This window comes from Pseudomonas sp. GW821-FHT02H06, from assembly GCF_059421525.1.
The window spans coordinates 18780-41532 of the sequence record NZ_JBWKVD010000026.1; the positions used below are offsets into that span (position 1 = coordinate 18780).

A 22753-nucleotide genomic window follows, 5' to 3' on the forward strand; every position below is an offset into this window, starting at 1 on the left:
CGAATCAGCCGCAGAGCCTACACCTCCCTCCCCGCGCACGCTCGTCAGCTTTCGCTGAACTCCGTCGGCCGTCGTCAGTCAAGGAATGCTGTCACGGCGCGGTCATGCCGGCGTGATTACTATCGACGCGCACTTACCTGATGAGGAGACAGGCCATGAGCTTGCAAAGCAGCAGCAATCAAGAACCCGTGTTCCGCCCTCAACCCGAGCTGCAGCTGGGCGGCGCGATTCTCGACAGAAACGGGCAGGAAATCCTGATCACTGAAGAAATGGTTCAGGCGGCCTGTCAGGAATGCGAGAAGTACTGGGTACAGCCCGAAAAACAAGACTGATGTGCAGATTTGATTCCAACCCGGCCATGGCGCCGGGTTTTTTATGGGCGCCGATCAGTCACCCACAATCGTCGCACCCAAGGCCTCGACGATCCGACGCAAGGCCGCCGACTCGCCGTTGATGCGCACCTGCAGGCTGTCGATTTCCCGGCGGGGCGGGTAATGCTTGCGCAAGGCGTCGAAGGCCAGGCGTTGGCTACTGGCATCGCCCACCAGACTGCGGCGAAAATCCGCGTCGTCGCGGCGTGGATCGTAAACGCCGCGACACAGCGCGTTCAGTGCCCAGACCGGATCGGTGGCAGCGTCCAGCGTGACTTGCGCCAGCCAGGGCTTGGGCAGCAGGTCTTCAAGACGGATGCTCGCCGGCTGGTCAAGGTGCGCACACAGGGCGTGATAGATCTGCGCCGTGCCGCGCTGCCGGCCGTCGAGGCTGTAGCCAGCGATGTGCGGGGTGCCGATGACGCACAGCTCGGCAAGTTCGACGTCGACCGCCGGTTCTTTCTCCCAGACGTCCAGCACCGCTTGCAGGTCTTCACGTTCCAGCAGTACCTGGCGGAGGGAGACGTTATCGACCACCGGGCCGCGCGCTGCGTTGATCAGCCAGGCGCCCGGCTTGAGCTGCTGCAGCCGGGCGCGGTCGAACAGGTGCCAGGTGGGCGTGTTGCCGGTTTTATCCAGCGGTGTGTGCAGGCTGATCACATCGCAGCGGGCGATGATTTCGTCGAGGCTGACGTAATCGCCGCCTTCGCTGGCCTGACGCGGCGGGTCGCAGACCAGAGCATTCCAGCCCAGGCCGCGCAAAACCTTGATCAAGCGGCCGCCGACCTGCCCCGCCCCCACAACGCCATAAGTGCGGCTGGCAAGCTCGACGCCCTCGATTTCCGCCAGAGTGAGCAGGCTGCCCAGCACGTAGTCCACCACGCCACGGGCGTTGCAGCCCGGGGCGCTGGACCATTGAATGCCGGCTTCCTTGAAGTAATCGAGGTCGAGGTGATCGGTACCGATGGTGCAGGTGCCGACAAAGCGCACCGGCGTGCCTTCGAGCAAGGCGCGGTCAACGCGGGTCACCGAGCGCACCAGCAGAATATCGGCGTCGGCGACGGCAGCGCGGTCGAGCGTGCGGCCCGGATAACGCTGGATGTCACCGATGCCTGCGAAGAAGGCGTCGAGCAGGGGAATGTTTTCGTCGGCAACTATGCGCATGTCAGGGCTCCTGGAGTGGCCGCAGTGTAGGCGCCAGCGCCCTGCCGAGCCAGCGCGATGCGAAAAGCGTCAGCCGGTACGCAGCCAATCAGTCGAGCTTCTTGCGGATCCAGTAGAGGAACTCGCCGTCGCCCGCCTGTTTGTCCACCAGCTCGTGGCCGAGGAAGACACAGAATTTGGGGATATCACGCTGGGTGGACGGATCGGTGGCGATCACCTTGAGCAGGCCGCCGGGGGGCAGGTCGCGTACTTTCTGGTGCAGCACCATGACCGGCTCGGGGCAGTTGAGGCCGGTGGCGTCGAGCACGGCATCGACGGCGGGGCTTTCAATGGAATCAGACATGGGGGCAATGGAATCAGACATGGGGGCGCTCCGGAAACAGGCCGGCATTGTCGCTTAATTGATGAGGCACGCCAAATCAGGCGGTCGGTTGTGCGGTGCAATCCTGTCTGTCAATAGCCATGGACTACGCTGCTGCCTACAAACTTTGTAGGATTCTGCGACATCTTGGCGTTTGGTCATCCCGGACCCTGCACGTATGATCCTTGACATTTCTCCGCAGATTAGAAACCTATGTCCCTGATAGTTCTACTGCTTCTGCCTTTCATCGGCAGCTGTCTGGCGGCACTTTTGCCGCACAACGCACGCAACAGTGAATCCATCCTCGCCGGCCTGATCGCCTTGATCGGCGCGGTGCAGGTGGCATTGTGGTATCCGCAAATCGCCCACGGCGGGGTCATCAGAGAAGAGTTTTTCTGGCTGCCCAGCCTGGGGCTGAATTTCGTCCTGCGTCTGGACGGCTTTGCCTGGCTGTTCTCGATGCTGGTGCTGGGGATCGGCGCCCTGGTGTCGCTGTATGCGCGTTATTACATGTCGCCGGACGACCCGGTGCCGCGTTTTTTCTCATTCTTTCTGGCGTTCATGGGCGCCATGCTCGGACTGGTCATGTCCGGCAACCTCATTCAGATCGTGTTCTTCTGGGAGCTGACCAGCGTCTTCTCGTTCCTGCTGATCGGCTACTGGCACCACCGCGCCGACGCCCGGCGCGGCGCTTACATGGCGCTGATGGTCACTGGCGCCGGCGGCCTCGCGCTGCTGGTGGGGATGATGCTGCTCGGGCATGTCGTCGGCAGTTATGACCTGGACCGCGTGCTGGCCTCGGGCGATGCGATTCGCGCCCACGCGCTGTACCCGGTGCTGCTGACGCTGATTCTGATCGGCGCGCTGAGCAAGAGCGCGCAATTCCCTTTCCATTTCTGGCTGCCCCACGCCATGGCGGCACCGACGCCGGTGTCGGCGTATCTGCACTCGGCGACCATGGTCAAGGCCGGCGTGTTCCTGCTCGCCCGCCTGTGGCCATCGCTGTCGGGGAGCGAACAATGGTTCTGGATCGTCAGCGGCGCAGGGGCCGCCACGCTGGTGATCGGCGCCTATTCGGCCATGTTTCAAAACGACCTCAAGGGCCTGCTGGCCTACTCCACCATCAGCCACCTGGGGCTGATCACCCTGCTGCTGGGCCTGAACAGCCCGCTGGCCGCCGTCGCGGCGGTGTTTCACATCCTCAACCACGCCACGTTCAAGGCGTCGCTGTTCATGGCGGCGGGGATCATCGACCACGAAAGCGGCACCCGCGACATCCGCAAGCTCAGCGGGCTGATCAAGCTGATGCCCTACACCGCGACGCTGGCGATGGTCGCCAGCGCGTCAATGGCCGGGGTGCCGCTGCTGAACGGCTTCCTGTCCAAGGAAATGTTCTTCGCGGAAACGGTGTTCATCACCTCGACCGACTGGGTCGAGATCGCCCTGCCGGTGATCGCCACGATCGCCGGGATCTTCAGCGTGGCCTATTCCCTGCGCTTCACCGTCGATGTGTTCTTCGGCCCGAAAGCCACGCGCCTGCCCCACACGCCCCACGAGCCGCCGCGCTGGATGCGCCTGCCGGTGGAGTTGCTGGTGCTGGCCTGCCTGATCGTCGGCATTTTTCCCACGCACTCCGTCGGCCCGTTGCTGGCCGCCGCAGCGCAGCCCGTGGTCGGGGGGGAATTGCCCGAATACAGCCTGGCGATCTGGCACGGTCTGAACGCGCCGATGATCATGAGCCTGATCGCCATGGCCGGCGGTATCGTTCTGTACCTGCTGCTGCGCGGGCCAATCAAGCGCCAGCAGGTGAACGGGCCACCGCTGATCTGGCGCCTGAACGGCAAGCGCATGTTCGAGCGCGTGCTGGTGCTGAAGATGCGCGGCGCCCGCCGACTGGTGGGGCTGTTGACCACGCGTCGCTTGCAGGCGCAGCTGTTTCTGATGGTGCTGGCCGCGCTGGTCGCCGGCTTTGTGCCGATGTACGAGAGCGGGCTGAGCTGGGGCGATCGACCGAAGATTCCGGGCTCCGGGGTGTTCGTGATGCTCTGGCTGATTGCGATTGCTTGCGCCATCGGTGCTGCGTGGCAAGCCAAGTATCACCGTCTGGCTGCCGTGACCATGGTCAGCGTCTGCGGGTTGATGACCTGCGTGACCTTCGTCTGGTTTTCCGCGCCGGACCTGGCACTGACCCAACTGGCGGTGGAAGTCGTCACCACGGTGTTGATCCTGCTGGGCCTGCGCTGGCTGCCGCGACGCAACGAAAACGTGCCGCCACCTTCCCAGGCGCGACGCCGGGCCAAGGTGCGGCGGATCCGCGATTTCGTCCTCGCCGTGGCAGTGGGTGGCGGCATGGCGGTGTTGTCCTACGCCATGCTGACGCGGCCGACGCCGAACGCCATTTCCGAGTTTTACCTGAGCCGCGCCCTGGCCCAGGGTGGCGGCACCAATGCCGTCAACGTCATGCTCGTGGACTTCCGTGGCTTCGACACCTTTGGCGAAATCACCGTGCTGGCCGTGGTGGCGCTGACGGTCTTCGCCTTGCTGCGTCGCTTCCGCCCGCCGAAAGAATCTATCGCCCTGCCGGCACAACAGCGCTTGCTGGCCCGTGACGTGGTCACCGATCTGGTCAATCCGCGTCACGCTGCCGACACGGCACTGGGCTTCATGATGGTGCCGGCGGTGCTGGTGCGCCTGCTCTTGCCGGTGGCCTTCGTGGTGTCGATGTACCTGTTCATGCGCGGGCATAACCAGCCGGGTGGCGGTTTCGTCGCCGGGCTGGTGATGTCGGTGGCGTTCATCCTGCAATACATGGTCGCCGGCACCCAGTGGGTCGAGGCCAACATGAGCCTGCGGCCGTTGCGCTGGATGGGCACCGGGCTGTTCTTCGCGCTGGCCACAGGGCTGGGTTCGATGGCCCTGGGTTATCCGTTCATGACCACCCACACCGCACACGTGGTCCTGCCGATACTGGGCGATCTGCACATCGCCAGCGCGCTGTTTTTCGACATCGGCGTGTACGCGGTGGTGGTCGGCTCGACCCTGCTGATCCTCACGGCGCTGGCTCACCAGTCTGTGCGCAGCCATCGCCCGACCTCGCTGCCGCAGCCTATTGAACCGGTCCCGGCCGACAGCCCGATTTCACAAGGAGCCATCTGATGGAAGAAGTCATCGCCATTGCCATCGGCGTGCTCGCCGCCTCCGGCGTGTGGCTGATCCTGCGTCCACGGACCTTTCAGGTCGTCATGGGCCTGTGCCTGCTGTCCTACGGCGTCAATCTGTTCATCTTCAGCATGGGCAGTCTGTTCATCGGCAAGGAGCCGATCATCAAGGACGGTGTGCCCCAGGATTTGCTCAATTACACCGATCCCCTGCCCCAGGCGCTGGTGCTGACGGCCATCGTCATCAGTTTCGCCATGACCGCGCTGTTTCTGGTGGTGCTGCTGGCGTCGCGCGGTCTGACCGGCAACGACCACGTCGACGGCCGGGAGCTGGGTGAATGAGTGTGATGAACCAACTGATCGTCGCACCGATCCTGCTGCCGGTGCTGACCGCTGCGCTGATGCTGTGGCTCGGCGAGAAACATCGCCCGCTGAAAGCGCGGATCAACCTGTTCTCCACCGGGCTCGGCCTGGCCATCGCCATCACGCTGATGATGTGGGTGCAGAAAACCGGCACCACCGGTTCCATCGGTGTGTACCTGCCGGGCAACTGGGAGGCGCCATTCGGCATCGTGCTGGTGGTCGATCACCTGTCGGCGCTGATGCTGGTGCTGACCGGCATCGTCGCCTTCTGCGCCCTGCTCTTCGCCCTGGCCCGCTGGGATCGCGCGGGGGCGAGTTTTCACGCGCTGTTTCAGATTCAACTGATGGGGTTGTATGGCGCCTTTCTCACCGCCGACCTGTTCAACCTGTTCGTGTTCTTCGAAGTGCTGCTGGCGGCGTCCTACGGCCTGATGCTGCACGGCTCGGGGCGGGCTCGGGTGTCGGCGGGCCTGCATTACATCACCATCAATTTGCTGGCCTCGTCGCTGTTCCTGATCGGCGCGGCGTTGATCTATGGCGTGACCGGCACGCTGAACCTGGCGGATCTGGCGATAAAGATCCCTCAGGTGCCGGAAGGCGACTTGGGCTTGCTGCACGCGGGCGCGGCCATTCTGGCGGTCGCGTTTCTGGCCAAGGCCGGCATGTGGCCGCTGAATTTCTGGCTGGTGCCGGCCTATTCCGCCGCCAGCGCACCGGTGGCGGCGCTGTTCGCGATCATGACAAAAGTCGGCTTCTACACCCTGCTGCGGTTGTGGACGCTGCTGTTTTCCGGTCAGGCCGGCGCGTCGGCGTTCTTCGGCGGGGACTGGCTGATCTGGGGCGGCATGGCCACCGTCAGCGTGGCGGCGATTTCCGTGGTCGCCGCCCAGCGCCTAGAGCGCATGGCCAGTCTGAGCATTCTGGTGTCGGCGGGGATTCTGCTGTCGGCGGTCGGTTTCGCGCAGCCTAGCCTCACGGCGGGGGCATTGTTCTATCTGGTCAGCTCGACCCTGGCGCTGAGTGCGCTGTTTCTGCTGGCGGAGTTGATCGAGCGCTCGCGCTCGGCCAACGACATCGCCCTCGACGAAGACGCCGACCAGTTGCCCAAGGCGCTGGAGTCGTTGCACCCAGTGCCCGGGACCAATCTGGATGACGAGCAGAAAGCCGTGGTCGGCCACGTCATCCCCTGGACCATGGCGTTTCTGGGCTTGAGTTTCATTGCCTGCGCGCTGCTCATCATCGGCATGCCGCCGCTGTCGGGCTTTCTTGGCAAGCTGACGCTGATCAGCGCCCTGCTCAATCCGCTGGGCCTTGATGTGGCGAAGGCCGAAGCCATTCGCGGCGACAGCTGGACGCTGGTGGCGCTGTTGATTATTTCCGGGCTGACGTCGCTGTTTGCCTTCGTGCGTGTCGGCATCAAGCGCTTCTGGACGCCCCAGGAACATGCGGCACCGCTGCTGCGGCTCAACGAATGCCTGCCGATCGCCTTGCTGGTGGGCTGCGCCATCGTGCTGACGTTCAAGGCCCAGGCGCTGTTGCATTACACCCAGGACACCGCCCAGGCGCTGCATGATCCGCAGCAATACGTGCTGTCAGTCAAGGCAGCCAGGCCGGTACCGGGGCCGGCCTCGGCGACGCCGGAGGTGCAGCCATGAAGCGTCTGTTTCCAGCGCCGCTGTTGTCGCTGTCGTTGTGGGGTTTGTGGCTGTTGCTCAACCTGTCCCTGAGTCCGGGCAATCTGCTGCTGGGGGCCCTGCTTGGCTTTTTCGCGCCGTACATCTTCGCGCCGTTGCGTCCATCGCCGGCGCGGATCCGCAAACCCGGCGTCGCCCTGGGCTTGTTCCTGCTGGTGGGTCGCGATGTGGTGGTGTCCAATCTGGCGGTCGCGTGGGGAGTGCTGCGCGCGGGTCGCCGCCCGCCACGCTCGGCCTTCGTCAAAGTCCCGCTGGACCTGCACGACGCCCATGGACTCGCCGCGCTGGCGATGATCTGCACAGTGGTGCCGGGCACGGTCTGGTCCGAACTGGCGCTGGATCGCAGCGTGCTGCTGATGCATGTGTTCGATCTGGACGACGAAGCGGCCTTCATCGAGCACTTCAAAAGCACGTACGAACGGCCACTGATGGAGATTTTCCAATGAGCGCCCTGCTCACAAACGCGATTCTTTTTACGCTGTCGGTGTTCGCCACCGCCATGGTCCTGACCCTGATTCGCCTGTTCAAAGGCCCGTCGGCGCAGGACCGGGTACTGGCGCTGGACTACCTCTACATCCTGGCGATGCTGATGATGCTGGTGCTGGGCATTCGCTACGCCAGTGATACCTACTTCGAAGCGGCGCTGCTGATCGCGCTGTTCGGCTTCGTCGGCTCATTCGCGCTGGCCAAATTTCTGTTGCGCGGTGAGGTGATCGAATGAATTCGTTGCAGGTTCTGCCGTTCTGGGTCGAAGTCCTGACCGCCGCGCTGCTGGTGCTGAGCAGCCTGTTCGGCCTGATCGGCGCGCTGGGTCTGCTGCGCATGAAGGACTTTTTCCAGCGCATGCACCCGCCCGCACTGGCCTCGACCCTCGGCGCATGGTGTGTGGCGCTGGCCTCGATCATCTACTTCTCGGCGCTGAAGGACGGCCCCGTGTTGCACGCGTGGCTGATCCCGATCCTGCTGGCCATTACCGTTCCTGTGACCACTTTGCTGCTGGCGCGCACCGGGCTGTTCCGCAAGCGCATGGCCGGCGACGACGTGCCACCCGAGGTCAGCGACGGCAGACAGCAGGGGCATTGAGCCTGGGCTGAAGGGGGTTTCCGGGCGCAGACGGGCCCTCTACCCATCGCTTGGGCGTGGGGGATGTGGGCGCGATCCGTGTGCAGGCGTGTTGAAGCGCTGTTCTACTCGCTGGCTTTGAACGTCAGCTCGCCCTTGCGCCATTTGGCGGCTTTGGCGGTGGCGGCTTTGAGGACTTTGCTCAGGCCGGTTTGAATCTGTTCGTGGGCGGCGAACACCATGAAAATGCTGTGGGACTCTTTGAAGACGATGCCGTGGCCTTCAGGCACTTCCACAAACGCGTATTCGCCCAGACCGTAGATGGTCATCTTGATGTCGCGGAAGCGGATTTCGAACTTGCCGCCTTCACGGCTGGGCAATACGGCAGCTCGGAAGTGGTCACCCACTTTGAGTTCCAGCCCGGGCTTATCATCGACCACCAGTGCGGTTTCGGTGTCGATCTCCGACATGTAAATGCCTTCAGGGGATTGTTCGATGACATAAACGAATCGCGCCTGGAACAGCTTTACCAACTTCGCGCGCACGTCTCCGAGCACGAATAATGCGTGGGTATCCAGATTACCTACTGCCAATGTACAAACTCCCAACCAGATAGGAACCCGCCCGGACAGCGGACCGGGCGGGAAAGAAACGAGAAATGGTGCGTCCTGAAGCCGGACGCTGGCGTTAGCATGGATTCTACCGGCAGTGAGTCTATACGGGATATATCCCTTTCGTCCGGTGTGAAGTGGTTTTTGTCAGACGATGTTCAGTGGGACTGGCTTTAGCCGGGAGGAGGCCTGTTTGATCACCCTCAATTCTTCGGTGTGACACCTGACGCTTTCCCGGCTGAAGCCGGTCCCACTAAAAGCACGCGGTGTGTCAGTGGCCCTTCGGGCAATCAGTTAGAACTCTTGCCTGCCCCGCGCACTCCCATGCAACAGAAGGTTACTCACTGACCACGCCAATCCGGGTCCTTGACCCGTTCGGGAGAAAAAATGGAAATCATGACGCCGTCGCTTGAGCTGTTGTTCGAACAATTGGGGCTGGAGTCCGATCAGGCCAGCATCGACGCGTTCGTCGCCGGGCATCATCTGCCGGAAGGTGTGAAAGTGTCCGAAGCCGAGTTCTGGTCGCCGCAACAAGGGGCGCTGCTGAAGGAAAAAATCCAGCTGGATGATGACTGGGCACCCATCGTCGATGAGCTGAACGTCTTGCTGCACACCCCGACCTGACCCGTCGCACGTGCAAAAAAATGGCGGCCTACCAAGGCCGCCATTTTTTTTGCCGGATTCGCCATCATCGCCACCCGTTGCTTCAATGCATTTCGCTCACTGTGGATAAGCAAGTTGACCAAGATTGGTGAACGTCTGCCGGCCATTGAGCGCAGGGGCATGCACGAACAACCCATCGACCAGCGAGTCGCGTCGGGCATTGTTCCAGTGGGCCGAGCGATGGATGTAGCGCCGATACAACAGCGTCTGCTCGGCGTCACTCAACGCACCGCCCTCCCCTTTGGCGTGGCTGATCAGCTTGGCGGCTATGGGCCGCAACTCCGGTGGCAGGCTTGTTTCCGCTGATTCTTTGATGGGCAGGAACGGCACACCCTCGTCGCATGCGAGCGCGTGCATCAGCCGCAGGTAAACAAGGGCGAGGTGGTTGTAGACGCGTCGCTCCAGCTTCACCGTCGCCACCACTGTCTTGACCCCGCGTGAGCTGCTGGCGAACCGTTCGAAACATTCCACGCCCAGCGAGGCGCTGTCATCGGTGGGGTCGAGCAGACGCCCCGCATCAAGAGTGGACAGCTCGGCGTGGGCCTGCAGCCAGGCATCCGTCGTGTCATAAGGCGTGCTGACGCTGACCAGGCTGCGGCGAGGCCGGAACAGCGAGACTTCCTCCATTTCCTGGGGCTGATAGCCGCCACCGATGTCCGAATGGCTGCCGGGCAGTACGATTTCCCGGGGCCAGTCGGGCTTGACACTGTTGAGCACGAAGTTGCGCCGATGCTCATCGCCGGCCACCAAGTGCAGCACCTGCTGCGCGCACCCGGGGGGCAAAAACAGATTGACCCGTTTGTTGACCGCATCCCGAACGCTGCCCAGATCGGAAATCCCTCCCACGGCGGCGACCGTGTCGAACAGGCCGATGACCTTCAACCGCACGCTGCCACTGGCCCATGAAAAGCTGTCCGAAAGCGGCAGCTTGCGGGGGTCAAGCACGGGGTCCAGCGCGCCACGGGATTTTTTCAGCACTTCGTTGGCCAGATGCCGGGCCGACGCCGCTCCCCGACTGAAGCCAAACACGTCCAGCTCCAGCGCCCCGATGACACAACCCGGGTTGTCGCTTTCAAACGTGTGAAGTTCATCGGCAAGCTTTTTGATGCCACGCAACACTTTCGCCACCACGCCAGTGGTGCCGCGACCGAAGCCCTGGCCTGACAAGCGGGAATCGCGCCCGCCAGAGGTCGTGCCAACGCCACTGACATACACCGCGCCATACACAAACAGGCCGTCTGCATTAACGATTGCCTTGCGCTGTTGTTTATATAACCCGGCCAGTCGCGCGATATTGGTCGGGCTGTTGCTGTAACTGCTGCCGGCGTCAGTGTGCCGACCGCCGCATTCTTTTATATGCACGCCGCCGTAGACTTCCGCCATGGCCTGGCAGTCGGCGCCGATCTGGCTATTCACCCGGTTATTGCCGGTCCCGTCGAAAAACACACCTAAGCGAACGGTGACCTGCTGCGCGCCGACGCGGGAATCGGCCGACGCGTGACTGATAGTTTTTTTTGTCATTTGATTCATCCGTGAGTACTGACATGAGTCCCGAACAGGCGATTACATATTCGGACATATACTCACAGGATGATCGCAGTTAACGTTCCGTCAACCGATGGAACTGCACTTCAGACGCGTCCTACTTCAATATCGGACGGTTAAATAATTAAAGGGCCTAAGTCGTACAATTGACGCTCCCCGAAGATTTGCAAGCTTCAAGCGGCAAGCCACAAGACGCGCGATCACTGATAACTGCTCTTCACTTGCAGCTTGCAGCTTGATCCTCAGCTTTTCTCCGGCCTATAACCCAGCCGCAGCCCGCCCCAATGTCGGCCCTTGACGACGATGGGCACGGAAAGATCGTGCATCAGTTCGCCGGTGTCGCGGGTGTAGGTCTGCAACAGCACCGGCTGCTGGTGACTGCCACAGCGAATGCCGGTGCGGTCGTCGAACTTGCGCTTGGTGCGGTTGTTCACCGCGTCGACCGCCGTATCCCCCGTCAGCGGCCGGCTGAACACCTGATTGTGGGTCGGCACGTAACCCTGCTGCGTGCAGGCGATGGCGAAAACCAGACCCTCATGACGCGTCAGCAGCGGTTCTTGGATGGCCGGCAGCGTTTGATCGGTGTAGCGGTCGAAGCGCGTCTGGTACTTGGCCGGCGAGGTGTTGGGGATGGGCTGGTAAGTGCGGTCGAACAGATCGGTCAGGCTGACCCGGCCCTGATCGATGTCCTGCTCGAACGTCGCGGCGATCTGGCTGGCGCCTTCCCGGGCGAGGTCATAAATGCGCTGGTGGTAGTCATCCAGGCCGACCTGAGCCAGGCGCTCGCTGATGGTTTCCGCCTGCTCTTCCATCTGCAACGCCGACTGCGCCAGGCGCCGGGTCTGGTCATCGCTGATCGCAAGGTCGCTGCGCATTTGCTCGACAGCAACGAACAGGCTGCTCAATTGCTCCTGATTGGTCTGGGCGCCCCGAGCGATTTCACCCACCTGTTGCTCTACCCCAACCGCCAGTTGAGCGATGTTCGCCAGTTGCTGTCCGGTGGATTCGACCTGGGCGACGCCGCCACTCAGGTCGCCCGATAACTGCCGAATCTGCTCGACCACCTGACGGGTGCGCTGCTGAATATCCACGACCATCTCCCCCACTTCACTGGTCGCCGTCGCCGTGCGCCCGGCCAGCCCGCGCACTTCGTCGGCCACAACGGCAAAGCCACGGCCGTGTTCGCCGGCGCGCGCGGCTTCGATGGCGGCGTTCAGGGCGAGCAGATTGGTCTGGCTGGCGATGGACTGAATCACCGCGGTGACTCGCTGAATGTCTTCGCTGCGCTGGCTGAGGGCTTCGATGAGTTCACGGCTGCTGTCGGCCCGTTCGCTGAGTTGGTGCATCAGACCAATCGAGGCGTTGAGGACGTCAAGCCCCGCGCCGCTGCTCTCCCGCGCCTGGCTGGCGGCGGTCAGCGCTTGCTGGCTAAGCGTGGAAGTGGCGCGCTCGGTGGCGATCATCACGTCGGCGCTGCTGACGATCTGCTCGGCCGCGTTGACCTGGGACTGCAGCTTGCCCGCCAGTTGCCTGACGGAAAACGCCACGGCCGCCGCAGACAGCGCATTGTGACTGGTGCTCCGGGACAGATCGCGGGTCAGACGGGTCATGCCGTCTTCGCCCGCTTCTTCCGCTGCCACCGGCGTTCGGCCGGCGAACAGCGACGGTAAGAAAATTGGCAACCACAGGATCAACAGCCCAACGAGCAGGCACACGTAAACCGACACACCACCCCAGACCATCGCCGCGAACAGCAGACACAGCCCAAGGCTTTGCAGGCCGGGCGTCAGCCAGCGCGAACCGGCGACGGTCCGCTTGTCGGGAGCCCCGTGAGCGGGTTGAGAGGGTGTTGCGGCGTGACGACCTTTCGCATCCATGTCCGGGACCTGCCCTGCTTTCATTATTGTGAAAGCATTAAACGCCCAAATAGCGGCCATGCGCCATGAGTCATTGGTGGTAGTCGGTCGGAATGTGCGGCGAAGGAAGGGGTTACGCAGTCAGCGCGTAAAGGGTACGCAATGGAACGGCTCGACCACCCGATGCGGGCGGTCGAACCCGAGGGATCACGCCTGACGCTGGTGGCGGTCGATCTGCTCGTGACGTTCCTGAGCTTCGATGCAGTACTTGGTAGTCGGGCTGATCAGCAGGCGCTTGAGGCCAATAGGCTCGCCGCTGTCTTCGCACCAGCCAAAACTGTCGTCAGCGATACGGCTCAAGGCCATTTCCAGCTGTGGCAGCATGCGCTGATCGCGGTCAATCACGTTCACCAGCCAGTGGCGCTCTTCTTCCACGGAAGCGGCGTCGGCCGGGTCAGCCGGGGTGTCCAGGCTTTCGATCGCGATACGGCTCTGCTCGATGCGCTCGTGGATTTCGACTTTCATGGCTTGCAACAGGTCGACGAAGAACGCGTGCTGCTCGGCGTTCATGTAGTCATCGGCCGGCATCGCCAGCAACTTTTCCTTGGTCATTGATTTCTCTATAAAAAAACGTGCATTAAGGCGATCTCAAAGGTGCGCCTCAACCTGGCATTAAACGCGCCGTAGTCTCGAAGCGCCGCTTGGCACTCAATTTACGAGGGGCGGCAGTCTAAGGCCGGGTTCGGTACTCGGCAACATAATTGATCAGGATTCGTCCAACAAGGGTTTGAATACCCGGTGGCATTGGGTCGCGCCGGGGTTTGATCGCACCCTTCGCCCAGCCCGGGCGTCCTCGAAACGAGGCAGATGGTGTCTGACCGACCGTGGCCTGATCGGTTCAAATCGATGAAAAACGAAAAGGGCCTGCGAACAGGCCCTCTTTGATGACACCTGAACGACTCAGCGCTTGAGCTTGCGCTTGTTGCGGTACTGATCGATGACCACGGCGATGACGATGATCAGGCCCTTGATGATGTCCTGCACGTAGGCATCGACGCCGACGAAGGTAAAGCCGCTGGCCATGACTCCGAGAATCAGCGCGCCGATGACCGTGCCGGTGATCCGCCCCACGCCACCGGCGAGGCTGGTGCCGCCGATCACCGCCGCCGCAATGGCGTCCAGCTCGTAGGAAACGCCCATCCCGGCCTGCCCCGTGGCCGCCCGCGCCGAGGCCACGACGCCTGCCAGCCCGGCCAGCAGACCGGCGATGCTGTAGACGATCACCAGATGACGCTTGACGTTGATCCCCGAGGTGCGCGCCGCTTGCATGTTGCCGCCGATGGCGTAGGTGTATTTGCCGTATTTGGTGTAACGCAGGGCGATGTGAAAGATCACCGCGACCACCAGAAAGATGATCACCGGCATGGCGCCCTGGCCGATCGCGGTGTAGGAATCATTGAGCATGCTCACCGGCTGACCACCAGTGTAATAGCGCGCCAGGCCCCGCGCCGACACCATCATGCCCAGCGTGGCGATGAACGGCGGGATGCCGGTGATGGCGATGATGCTGCCGTTGATCGCCCCGGCGAGCAGCCCCACCCCAAGCCCGGCGATGACCGGCGCCCACACCGGCAGGTCGGTAAGCGACGGAAACACCGCCCGGGTGTAGTCCGACGATTGCGCCAGGCTGGCGGCAATCATCGCCGACAGCGCCAGCACCGAGCCTGACGACAAGTCGATGCCGGTGGTGATGATGACCTGAGTCACGCCGATGGCCAGCAGGCCAATGATCGACACCTGCAGAATCATCAGCACCAGCCGCTGGGAATTCATCAGAAAGCTCTGATCGCGGACGATCCAGCCAAACAGCTCGAAAATCAGGCCAATGCCGATCAGCACCAGAAAAATGCTCAGTTCGGTGGGCAGCCGGCGTTTGTGCTTGCGAGGCGCCAGCGCGGGTTTGTTTTCCAGCATCGCGTTCATCTTCATGTGTGCCTCTTGTTCTTGTTCGACCCGACCGGGGCATTGCCACTGGCGCGTGAAGCAGTGCTCGAATCGGCGCTTCCGTCGCCAGCGATCGTGTGAATGGGGAGTCAGTGAACAGGGTTTCCGGACGCCAGGTGCATGACCCGTTCCTGGGTGGCCTCGGCGCGGTCGAGGGTGCCCATCATTTCGCCTTCGTGCATGACCATGACCCGGTCGCTCATGCCCAGCACTTCCGGCAGTTCGGAAGAAATCATGATCACCGCCATGCCTTCGCTGGCGAGCAGGGAAATCAGCCGGTAGATCTCGGCCTTGGCGCCGACGTCGATGCCACGGGTCGGCTCATCGAGAATCAGCACCCGCGGGTTGGTCATCAGCCAGCGCGCCAGCAGGGCTTTCTGCTGATTGCCGCCGGACAGCGTGTCGATGCACTGCTCAAGGGACGGCGTCTTCACCCGCAGCTTTTTGCACATGTCTTCGCACAGCACGCGCAGGGCTTTCTGATGGACGAAACCGTTGCCGACGTAATGGGGCAGCACGGCCATTTCCATGTTTTCCAGCACCGACAGGCACGGAAACAGGCCGCTGAGCTTGCGGTCTTCGGTGAGCAGCGCAAAGCCTTTCTCGATGGCGAAGTGCGGGTCGCTGACACGGATCGGCGTGCCGTCGAGGAAAATGTCCCCGCGCGTGCTCGGGGTGATACCGAAGATCGTTTCAGCGACGTTGGTGCGCCCCGATCCCATCAGCCCGGCGATGCCGAGTACTTCGCCCGCGTGCAGGTCGAACGACACGCCCTCGAACACGCCGTCCAGCGCCAGGTCGCGCACCGACAGCAGCAGCTTGCCGACGGGCTGGTCGCGTTCGGGAAACAGCTGGGTCAGTTCACGGCCGACCATCATGGAAATCAGGCTGTCGCCGTTCATGCTGTCGGCCCGCTGCAGGCCGATGTAGGCGCCGTCGCGGAACACCGCCACTTCATCGGCGATGGCGAACACTTCGTTCATCTTGTGGGTGATGTAGATGATGCCCTTACCCTGGGCGCGCAGGTCGGCAATGATCGAAAACAGGTGGGCCACCTCCGTCTCGGTGATGGCGGAGGTCGGCTCGTCCATGATCAAGACGTCGGAGTCGTAGGAAACGGCCTTGGCGATCTCGACCATCTGCCGTTCGGCGATGCTCAGGTTGCCGACCATTTCCTCCGGATCGAGGTTGATGCGCAGGCGTTCGAGCAATTCCGCCGTGCAGCGGTGCATCGCGCGATGGTCGACCATGTGCAGGCCGTTAAGCTGCTCACGGCCGATCCAAATGTTCTCGGCGATGCTCATGTGCGGCATCAGGTTGAGTTCCTGATGGATCATGGCGATGCCCGATTGCAGCGCCGCCAGCGGCGACTGGAACACCACCGGTTTGCCGCGCAGGCGGATTTCGCCGGTGTCGGGCTGGTAGATGCCGGCGATGATTTTCATCAGCGTGGACTTGCCCGCGCCGTTCTCGCCCATCAGCGCCAGCACACTGCCGGGCCGCACACGCAGTTGCACGTTGTTCAGCGCCACCACCCCGGGAAAGCCCTTGCTGATGTTGGTGATTTCCAGCAGATAAGGGTGCTCGGCGTCGCTCCCCATCCCGGAAGCGGGTGGATTGTTTGAAGCCGAAGCGGTTGCGGAAGCGAACATGGTCACAGGCTCCTCGAGTGACAGGGCGGCAGAGGCACGGCGGCGCTCTGCCGGGTGTCAGTCGGTGTGAGGTGAGCGTTTATTTGAAGGTGCTGACGTTGTCCGGGGTGATCAGCTTGAAGGGAATCACGATGGCCTGTTCGGGCAGCGTTTCCTTCTTCGCCAATTTCACGGCCGCATCGATGGCGCCCTCGCCCTGCCCTTTGGCGTCCTGGAACACCGAGACCGAGAGGTCGCCTTTCTTGACCGCGCTCAGGCCGTCCGGCGTGCCGTCGACACCGGCCACAAACACCTCACCTTTTTTGCCGGCCTGCTTCAGGGCCATGGCCGCACCGATGGCCATTTCGTCGTTGTTGGAGATGACCGCCTTGAAGTCGCGGCCCTGGGTCAGCCAGTCATTGGTGACGTCCATGCCTTTCTGCCGCTGCCAGGCGCCGGTCTGCTCCTGGGTGACCTTGATGTTGGGGTAGTTTTTCAGGACTTCTTTCACGCCTGCCGTGCGGTCGCGGGTCGAGTTGTTCGCCAGTTCACCGAGCAAGATGACGACGTTGCCCTTGCCGTCCATTTTCTTGGCCAGGTATTCCATCTGCATGCGCCCGGCTTCCTTGTCGTCGGAGGTCACGGAGGCAACGCCTGCGGGCAGCTTCGGATCGTCCGGACGGCGGTTGACGTAGACCAGCGGAATGCCAGCATCCGTGGCCGCCTTGGTGATCTTCACGGTGGCTTCGGTGTCGACGGGGTTGACGATCAGTGCGTCGACCTTCTTGCCAATCAGCTCCTGCACCTGATCGAGCTGTTTGTTCACGTCATTGCGACCATCCACGAACTGCAGGTCGACACCGCCCATGGCTTTGACTTTCTTGTCCATGTCCTCGCGCATGTAGGTCAGGTACGTATCGTCGAACTGAGACATGGACACGCCAATCTTCAGGTCGGCCGCCAGGGTGACGCCGCTGCTCAGCATCAGGGCCAGGGCGAGTGAGGTGAAACGGAGTGGGGTATTCATGAACGGTCTTTCTCCAGATTCTTGTTGTTGTAATAGCGGGATAACGACTGCTGGAGGTGCTGGCGTTTAGCGCGGAGCAGAAGACGCCGCGTCTGAAAGGTGCGCGACCGAACCGCCCGATGCCCCGCACACCACAACGCCGCGACTTTCGACGCAGAGCACGTGGGCGATGGTTTCGAGGGCGGATTCGAACGCAGGGGCAGCGTTGATGAATGTGCGGGAAACAGCTCGGGGAATGGCGGGAAGCGCGAGTAAGAAGGGGCGGCAAGCCTTGGCGGCTGATCTGAAAATGTTCATCGGCGGTACCTGTCTGCGATTGGCTTTCTTGTTTTTGTGTCGCTCGTTCGGCCTGCTGTCGGGAGACCCGACACCAGGCGCTGACGGCGATCGTCGGCAACCTGGAAATGACTCTATTGGAAAATAATTTCTACTTCAACAGCTTTTAGAATTAATTTCTATTTTCGTTTTGATGCGCCCCGTCCGGGCTGTTGGTGGGTGTAGCGTAGTGCCTCACAGGGCATCTGCGTGTGCTTTTCACAGCACCACCACCCTGCCCTCCATCGCGCTGATTCTCGCGGCATCCAACACGTTGGCCGAGGCCACCGCATCGTTTGCATCCACCGGATTGCGCCCCTGATTCATCACCGCCTCCTGCCATTGCCGGTAAAACTCGGTCCAGCAGCCACGCTCCGACGGGACCCGCTCGCGGTGCTCGCCCTGCTCAAACCAGCCCCAGCGTCGGTGTTCTTCCACGCCCCAGCGTTCGCCTTCGGACTTGGGTGACAACCCGGCGAGTGCAGCAGCCTCCTGACCGTCGAGGCCCTCGACGGTATAGCAGCCCTGTGAACCGTTGACCCGAAATCGGGGGCCCTGGGCGTTTTGCAGGCAGTTGCCCCAGAGGTGCGAAACCACGCCGCTGTTATGGGTCAGTGAAATAAAGAAGCCGTGATCCACTTTCTGTTCAGGGGTCGCGAACTCAAGCTCGGCGTACACCCGCTTCACCGGCCCGAATAGCAGCAGCGCCTGATCCACCAGATGGCTGCCAAGATCCCGCAGAATGCCGCCGCCGCTTTCCTTGCCAACCGACGTGGGCGAATAGCGCTCGACACGGGACTCGAAGCGGCTGATGTCGCCGAGAACGCCCTGATCAATCAGTTTGCGCACGGTGAGGAAATCGGAGTCCCAGCGGCGGTTCTGGTACACACCCAACAGCACGCCTCGGCGTTCGGCGGCGTCCACCAGTTCCTGCGCCGCCCGGGCATCCGGTGCAAATGGCTTGTCGCTGACGACCGGTACGCCGAGTTCGATGGCTTCAAGGATCAATGCCCGCCGGGAGGCCAGCGGCGTCGAAATCACCACCGCATCGACCCCGGCCGCAACCAGATCGGCCAGGCTGTCAAAGGCCGGGACTTTGGGGTAATCGTTGCGCAGGTCCTGCCGGCGTTCCGGCGAGCGGGTGACCACGCCGGCAAAGGTCACGCCGGGCAGGCTGGCGATCAGCGGTGCGTGAAAATAGCGCCCGCCCTTTCCGTAGCCGATGAGTCCGATTTTCATGGGTGAATGTCCTGTCCCTGCAGAAGCGTGTTCAATACTGACGGGCCTTGGCCAACGCCGCTTTTTGCCGTTCATACGCCTCGGCCGTTGTACCCGTGGTCGACACCTGCGCCACACCCACGCGCCACCACGACAGGTAGCCGTGGATCATGGTTTTCGGCAGCACCTTGATGTCGATCAGCGTCGAAACGGTCTGCCTGCGCGCATCGGCCAGTGCCGCTTCCAGCTCCTGGGCGTTGCTGACTTTGTAGGTCTTGCAGCCATACGCAGCGGCACTCATCGCAAAATCCACCGGTACGAAATCACCATCCAGCTGACCGGTCTCGGGATTGCGGTAGCGGAACTCGGTGCCGAAACTGCCCATGCCGTTGCCCATCTGCAAATTGTTGATGCAACCGAAGGCCATGTTGTCGAGCAGTATCACGTTGATCTTGCGCCGCTCCTGAATCGAGGTGGCCAGTTCCGAGTGCAGCATCATGTAGGAACCGTCGCCCACCAGGGCGTACACCTCACGCTGGGGCGCTGCCATTTTCACGCCCAACGCGGCGTTGACCTCATAGCCCATGCACGAATAGCCATACTCGACGTGATAACTGTCGACGCTGGTGCTGCGCCACGCCCGCTGCAAATCGCCGGGCAGACTGCCGGCCGCCGCGACGATCACCGCGTCCGCGGGCAATTGCTGGTTGAGCACGCCCAGCACTCGGCTCTGGGTCAGGCACGAACCGGTCATCTCGATGAAGTCGCGCAGCACCTGCGGGTCAAGGTGGCCGCTGACTTCCGGCTCGAAGTCTTCGGTCTGGTATTCCACGGCGTACAGCCGATCCACTTCCGCCTCCAGAGCAGCCCTTGCCTCGCGCGGCTGATCGCCCCACTGCGCGCGGTAGTCGCCCAGCTGATCCGCCAGGGAACGAAGCGCCAGCCGCGCATCGGCCAGCACCTGCACGCCATCGAGCTTCTGCACATCGAAGGCGCCGACGTTGAGGTTGAGGAACTGCACCTCAGGGTTCTGAAACAGGGATTTCGAGCCGGTGGTGAAGTCGCTGTAACGGGTCCCGACGCCGATGATCAGGTCCGCTTCCCGCGCCAGGGTATTGGCCGCCAGCGTGCCGGTCTCGCCGATGCCGCCCATGTTCAACGGATGGGCGGAAACGATGGCGCTCTTGCCGGCCTGGGTTTCGCTGAACGGAATGCCGAAGCGCTCGGCGAACGCCTGCAGCTCGGCGGCCGCGCCGGAATAACGCACGCCGCCGCCACAGATCAGCAGCGGTTTGCGTTTGCCTTTGAGCAGCGCCACGGCGTCATTGAGCATCGCTTCGGTGGGCGGACGGCGGTCGATGCGGTGCACGCGTTTTTGCAGGAAGGAATCGGGGTAGTCGTAGGCCTCGGCTTGTACGTCCTGGGGCAGCGCCAGGGTGACCGCGCCGGTTTCGGCAGGATCGGTGAGCACGCGCATGGCGTTGAGGGCCGCGCTCATCAGTTGCTCGGGGCGGTTGATGCGGTCCCAGTATTTGCTCACGGCCTTAAAGGCGTCGTTGGTGCTGATGCTGAGGTCGTGGAACTGTTCGATCTGTTGCAGCACCGGATCAGGCTGGCGACTGGCGTAGACATCGCCGGGCAGCAACAGCAGCGGTATGCGATTGGCCGACGCAGTGGCTGCGGCGGTGATCATGTTGGCGGCGCCGGGGCCGACCGATGAGGTACAGGCGTAGATCTTGCGGCGCAGGTGTTGCTTGGCAAACCCCATGGCGGCGTGGCACATGCCCTGTTCGTTGCGGCCTTGATGAAAGATGAGGCCGCCGCGGTCCTGCTCCAGGGCCTGGCCCAGGCCGAGCACGTTGCCGTGGCCAAAAATGGTGAACACCCCGGCGACGAACTTGCTCTGCACGCCGTCGACTTCGACGTACTGGTTATCGAGAAACTTCACCAGGGCCTGGGCCATGGTCAATCGAGTCGTGGTCATGCTTGCACCTTGTTGTTATTGGCGGTGATGAAAGCCCTGGGAATGGTTAGCGGACTTGGCTGACTGGGCTGAATATTCAGACTCAGCGATGATCCCTGTGGGAGTGAGCTTGCTCACGAAGGGGCCGGTCCGTCTGGCACATTCCCAGTGGCCATACAGCCGCCTTCGCGAGCAAGCTCGCTCCCACATTGACCGCGTTCAGCAAACGATTAACGTTGTTCCCCTACTTCGCCGTCGGCATGCTGAATTCCGCGCCCTTGGCGATGCTGTCCGGCCAGCGCTGCATGACGCTTTTGTAGCGGCTGTAAAAGCGCAGGCCTTCTTCGCCGTAGGCATGATGATCGCCGAACAGCGAGCGCTTCCAGCCGCCGAAGGAATGCCAGGCCATCGGCACCGGGATCGGAACGTTGATGCCCACCATGCCGACCTTGATGTTGCGGGCAAAGGCCCGGGCGATGCCGCCGTCGCTGGTGAAGCACGACACGCCGTTGCCGAATTCGTGGGCGTTGATCAGCTCCACCGCCGAGGCAAAGTCAGGCACGTGGACGATGCCCAGCACCGGCCCGAAGATTTCTTCCTTATAGATAGTCATTTCCGGCGTCACGTCATCGAACAGCGTGGCGCCGACGAAGAAGCCCTGTTCCGCGCCCGGCACGCTGAAGTTGCGCCCGTCGACGATCAGCTTCGCGCCTTCCTGCACGCCCTGGGCGATGTAGCCCTCGACCTTGGCCTTGTGCACCGCCGTGACCAGCGGGCCCATGTCCGAATCGGCGTTCATGCCGTTGCCGACCTTGAGCGCATCAATGCGCGGCAGCAGTTTGTCGATGAGTTTCTGCCCCACGTCTCCTACCACCACAGCAATGGAGATCGCCATGCAGCGCTCGCCCGCCGAACCGTAGGCCGCGCCGATCAACGCGTCGGCGGCCTGATCCAGATCGGCATCGGGCATGACGATCATGTGGTTTTTCGCACCGCCGAGGGCCTGCACCCGCTTGCCGTGGGCCGTGCCCTGCTGATGAATGTATTCGGCGATGGGCGTGGAGCCGACAAACGAAATCGCCTCGATGCCCTTGTGCTGCAACAGCGCGTCCACGGCCACCTTGTCGCCCTGCACCACGTTGAACACGCCATCGGGCAGGCCCGCCTGTTTCAGCAACTGCGCCATCAACAGGCTCGCCGACGGATCGCGCTCGGACGGTTTGAGGATGAAGCAGTTGCCGGTAACCAGCGCCATGGGAATCATCCACAGCGGCACCATCACCGGGAAGTTGAACGGCGTGACGCCGGCGCAAACCCCCAGCGGCTGACGCAGGTTCCAGTTGTCGATGCCGCCACCGATGTTGTCGCTGTAGTCGCTTTTCAGCAGGCTTGGCGCGCCACAGGCGAACTCGACGATCTCGATGCCCCGCACCACTTCGCCCTTGGCATCGGAAAACACCTTGCCGTGCTCGCGGCAGATGATGGCCGCCAGCTCGTCGTGGTGCTGGTCAAGCAGTTCCTTGAACTTGAACATCACCCGCGCACGCCGCAGGGACGACTGATCCGCCCAAGCGGGAAATGCCGCCTGGGCAGCGGCAACGGCTTCATCGACGGTCTTCAGTTCCGCCAGCGCCACCCGGCCCTGCACGGCGCCGGTAGCCGGATTGAACACATCACTGAAACGCTCGGCGCTGTCGTGAATCTGGCCGTTGATGTAGTGGCCGATGATCGGGGCGTTGCTCATGAC

At 62.5% G+C, this 22753-nt stretch carries 19 protein-coding genes and 1 pseudogene; 8 read left to right on the forward strand and 12 right to left on the reverse strand.

What is annotated here, in order from left to right; all coding sequences use genetic code 11:
• The first annotated feature begins 155 nt into the window (after positions 1 to 155).
• Positions 156 to 332 (forward strand): PA1571 family protein, encoded by a 177-nt coding sequence (locus AC07VF_RS25485; protein WP_166650608.1) that lies wholly within the window; start codon positions 156 to 158, stop codon positions 330 to 332.
• A 54-nt stretch (positions 333 to 386) separates the two neighbouring features.
• Here the strand turns inward: AC07VF_RS25485 and pdxB are convergent, their stop codons facing one another.
• Both pdxB and tusA read right to left on the reverse strand, forming a co-directional pair.
• Entirely contained in the window at positions 387 to 1535 is a 1149-nt protein-coding gene (pdxB, locus tag AC07VF_RS25490; RefSeq protein WP_495009520.1) for a 4-phosphoerythronate dehydrogenase PdxB, read from the reverse strand.
• Between the two features lie 88 nt (positions 1536 to 1623).
• Positions 1624 to 1878, reverse strand: a complete 255-nt coding sequence (gene tusA / locus AC07VF_RS25495; RefSeq protein ID WP_495009565.1) for a sulfurtransferase TusA — start codon at positions 1876 to 1878, stop codon at positions 1624 to 1626.
• A gap of 231 nt (positions 1879 to 2109) precedes the next feature.
• On the opposite strand from tusA, the gene AC07VF_RS25500 reads away from it, so the two are divergent.
• Genes AC07VF_RS25500 through AC07VF_RS25525 form a run of 6 tightly spaced genes read left to right on the forward strand, consistent with a single transcriptional unit; the run spans position 2110 to position 8194 of the window.
• Positions 2110 to 5052 (forward strand): monovalent cation/H+ antiporter subunit A, encoded by a 2943-nt coding sequence (locus AC07VF_RS25500; RefSeq protein ID WP_495009521.1) that lies wholly within the window; start codon positions 2110 to 2112, stop codon positions 5050 to 5052.
• The gene (locus AC07VF_RS25505) at positions 5052 to 5396 is read left to right on the forward strand and encodes a Na+/H+ antiporter subunit C (protein ID WP_065986226.1); all 345 of its coding nucleotides are present in this window, start codon (positions 5052 to 5054) and stop codon (positions 5394 to 5396) included. Before AC07VF_RS25500 ends, AC07VF_RS25505 begins: the two co-directional genes overlap by 1 nt.
• Positions 5393 to 7072, forward strand: a complete 1680-nt coding sequence (locus AC07VF_RS25510) for a monovalent cation/H+ antiporter subunit D (protein ID WP_495009522.1) — start codon at positions 5393 to 5395, stop codon at positions 7070 to 7072. Before AC07VF_RS25505 ends, AC07VF_RS25510 begins: the two co-directional genes overlap by 4 nt.
• Positions 7069 to 7557, forward strand: coding sequence for a Na+/H+ antiporter subunit E (locus tag AC07VF_RS25515; RefSeq protein WP_282372397.1), 489 nt, complete (start codon positions 7069 to 7071; stop codon positions 7555 to 7557). The genes AC07VF_RS25510 and AC07VF_RS25515 overlap by 4 nt, the downstream gene beginning before the upstream one ends.
• Positions 7554 to 7832 (forward strand): K+/H+ antiporter subunit F, encoded by a 279-nt coding sequence (locus tag AC07VF_RS25520; protein ID WP_346625344.1) that lies wholly within the window; start codon positions 7554 to 7556, stop codon positions 7830 to 7832. The genes AC07VF_RS25515 and AC07VF_RS25520 overlap by 4 nt, the downstream gene beginning before the upstream one ends.
• Positions 7829 to 8194 (forward strand): Na+/H+ antiporter subunit G, encoded by a 366-nt coding sequence (locus AC07VF_RS25525; RefSeq protein ID WP_369306331.1) that lies wholly within the window; start codon positions 7829 to 7831, stop codon positions 8192 to 8194. The genes AC07VF_RS25520 and AC07VF_RS25525 overlap by 4 nt, the downstream gene beginning before the upstream one ends.
• Before the next feature lie 104 nt (positions 8195 to 8298).
• Here AC07VF_RS25525 and AC07VF_RS25530 read toward each other — a convergent pair whose 3' ends face one another.
• Entirely contained in the window at positions 8299 to 8766 is a 468-nt protein-coding gene (locus tag AC07VF_RS25530; protein ID WP_192174043.1) for a hypothetical protein, read from the reverse strand.
• A gap of 405 nt (positions 8767 to 9171) precedes the next feature.
• On the opposite strand from AC07VF_RS25530, the gene AC07VF_RS25535 reads away from it, so the two are divergent.
• Positions 9172 to 9408: a DUF2789 family protein gene (locus tag AC07VF_RS25535; RefSeq protein ID WP_192174044.1), complete on the forward strand. Its 237-nt coding sequence runs from the start codon at positions 9172 to 9174 to the stop codon at positions 9406 to 9408.
• Between the two features lie 96 nt (positions 9409 to 9504).
• Here AC07VF_RS25535 and AC07VF_RS25540 read toward each other — a convergent pair whose 3' ends face one another.
• From AC07VF_RS25540 to AC07VF_RS25580, 9 genes and pseudogenes are all read right to left on the reverse strand, one after another.
• Positions 9505 to 10968 carry a T6SS phospholipase effector Tle1-like catalytic domain-containing protein gene (locus AC07VF_RS25540; protein ID WP_495009523.1) on the reverse strand — a complete coding sequence of 488 codons (1464 nt, stop codon included), beginning with the start codon at positions 10966 to 10968 and terminating at the stop codon, positions 9505 to 9507.
• A gap of 266 nt (positions 10969 to 11234) precedes the next feature.
• Positions 11235 to 12257 (reverse strand): annotated as a pseudogene (locus AC07VF_RS25545) (methyl-accepting chemotaxis protein); the annotation flags it as partial.
• Positions 12258 to 13055: 798 nt separating this feature from the next.
• On the reverse strand, positions 13056 to 13460 hold the full coding sequence (locus AC07VF_RS25550) for a TraR/DksA family transcriptional regulator (protein WP_122537744.1): 405 nt from the start codon (positions 13458 to 13460) through the stop codon (positions 13056 to 13058).
• Between the two features lie 348 nt (positions 13461 to 13808).
• Positions 13809 to 14831, reverse strand: coding sequence for an ABC transporter permease (locus AC07VF_RS25555; RefSeq protein WP_192174120.1), 1023 nt, complete (start codon positions 14829 to 14831; stop codon positions 13809 to 13811).
• Between the two features lie 110 nt (positions 14832 to 14941).
• A complete protein-coding gene (locus AC07VF_RS25560) occupies positions 14942 to 16504 on the reverse strand; it encodes a sugar ABC transporter ATP-binding protein (RefSeq protein ID WP_495009524.1) in 1563 nt (520 codons plus the stop codon).
• A gap of 79 nt (positions 16505 to 16583) precedes the next feature.
• Positions 16584 to 17510, reverse strand: coding sequence for a sugar ABC transporter substrate-binding protein (locus tag AC07VF_RS25565; RefSeq protein WP_495009525.1), 927 nt, complete (start codon positions 17508 to 17510; stop codon positions 16584 to 16586).
• 534 nt (positions 17511 to 18044) lie between these two features.
• Entirely contained in the window at positions 18045 to 19064 is a 1020-nt protein-coding gene (locus tag AC07VF_RS25570; protein ID WP_495009526.1) for a Gfo/Idh/MocA family protein, read from the reverse strand.
• Positions 19065 to 19095: 31 nt separating this feature from the next.
• On the reverse strand, positions 19096 to 21027 hold the full coding sequence (iolD, locus tag AC07VF_RS25575; RefSeq protein ID WP_495009527.1) for a 3D-(3,5/4)-trihydroxycyclohexane-1,2-dione acylhydrolase (decyclizing): 1932 nt from the start codon (positions 21025 to 21027) through the stop codon (positions 19096 to 19098).
• A gap of 223 nt (positions 21028 to 21250) precedes the next feature.
• Positions 21251 to 22750 carry a CoA-acylating methylmalonate-semialdehyde dehydrogenase gene (locus AC07VF_RS25580; RefSeq protein ID WP_346625352.1) on the reverse strand — a complete coding sequence of 500 codons (1500 nt, stop codon included), beginning with the start codon at positions 22748 to 22750 and terminating at the stop codon, positions 21251 to 21253.
• Positions 22751 to 22753 lie beyond the last annotated feature (3 nt).

Excerpts from the sequence above, each read along its gene's own strand:
- AC07VF_RS25485 (WP_166650608.1), top strand. The coding sequence starts at position 156 with ATGAGCTTGCAAAGCAGCAGCAATCAAGAACCCGTGTTCCGCCCTCAA.
- pdxB (WP_495009520.1), bottom strand. The coding sequence starts at position 1,535 with ATGCGCATAGTTGCCGACGAAAACATTCCCCTGCTCGACGCCTTCTTC.
- tusA (WP_495009565.1), bottom strand. The coding sequence starts at position 1,878 with ATGTCTGATTCCATTGAAAGCCCCGCCGTCGATGCCGTGCTCGACGCC.
- AC07VF_RS25500 (WP_495009521.1), top strand. The coding sequence starts at position 2,110 with ATGTCCCTGATAGTTCTACTGCTTCTGCCTTTCATCGGCAGCTGTCTG.
- AC07VF_RS25505 (WP_065986226.1), top strand. The coding sequence starts at position 5,052 with ATGGAAGAAGTCATCGCCATTGCCATCGGCGTGCTCGCCGCCTCCGGC.
- AC07VF_RS25510 (WP_495009522.1), top strand. The coding sequence starts at position 5,393 with ATGAGTGTGATGAACCAACTGATCGTCGCACCGATCCTGCTGCCGGTG.
- AC07VF_RS25515 (WP_282372397.1), top strand. The coding sequence starts at position 7,069 with ATGAAGCGTCTGTTTCCAGCGCCGCTGTTGTCGCTGTCGTTGTGGGGT.
- AC07VF_RS25520 (WP_346625344.1), top strand. The coding sequence starts at position 7,554 with ATGAGCGCCCTGCTCACAAACGCGATTCTTTTTACGCTGTCGGTGTTC.
- AC07VF_RS25525 (WP_369306331.1), top strand. The coding sequence starts at position 7,829 with ATGAATTCGTTGCAGGTTCTGCCGTTCTGGGTCGAAGTCCTGACCGCC.
- AC07VF_RS25535 (WP_192174044.1), top strand. The coding sequence starts at position 9,172 with ATGGAAATCATGACGCCGTCGCTTGAGCTGTTGTTCGAACAATTGGGG.
- AC07VF_RS25540 (WP_495009523.1), bottom strand. The coding sequence starts at position 10,968 with ATGACAAAAAAAACTATCAGTCACGCGTCGGCCGATTCCCGCGTCGGC.
- AC07VF_RS25550 (WP_122537744.1), bottom strand. The coding sequence starts at position 13,460 with ATGACCAAGGAAAAGTTGCTGGCGATGCCGGCCGATGACTACATGAAC.
- AC07VF_RS25555 (WP_192174120.1), bottom strand. The coding sequence starts at position 14,831 with ATGAACGCGATGCTGGAAAACAAACCCGCGCTGGCGCCTCGCAAGCAC.
- AC07VF_RS25560 (WP_495009524.1), bottom strand. The coding sequence starts at position 16,504 with ATGTTCGCTTCCGCAACCGCTTCGGCTTCAAACAATCCACCCGCTTCC.
- AC07VF_RS25565 (WP_495009525.1), bottom strand. The coding sequence starts at position 17,510 with ATGAATACCCCACTCCGTTTCACCTCACTCGCCCTGGCCCTGATGCTG.
- AC07VF_RS25570 (WP_495009526.1), bottom strand. The coding sequence starts at position 19,064 with ATGAAAATCGGACTCATCGGCTACGGAAAGGGCGGGCGCTATTTTCAC.
- iolD (WP_495009527.1), bottom strand. The coding sequence starts at position 21,027 with ATGACCACGACTCGATTGACCATGGCCCAGGCCCTGGTGAAGTTTCTC.
- AC07VF_RS25580 (WP_346625352.1), bottom strand. The coding sequence starts at position 22,750 with ATGAGCAACGCCCCGATCATCGGCCACTACATCAACGGCCAGATTCAC.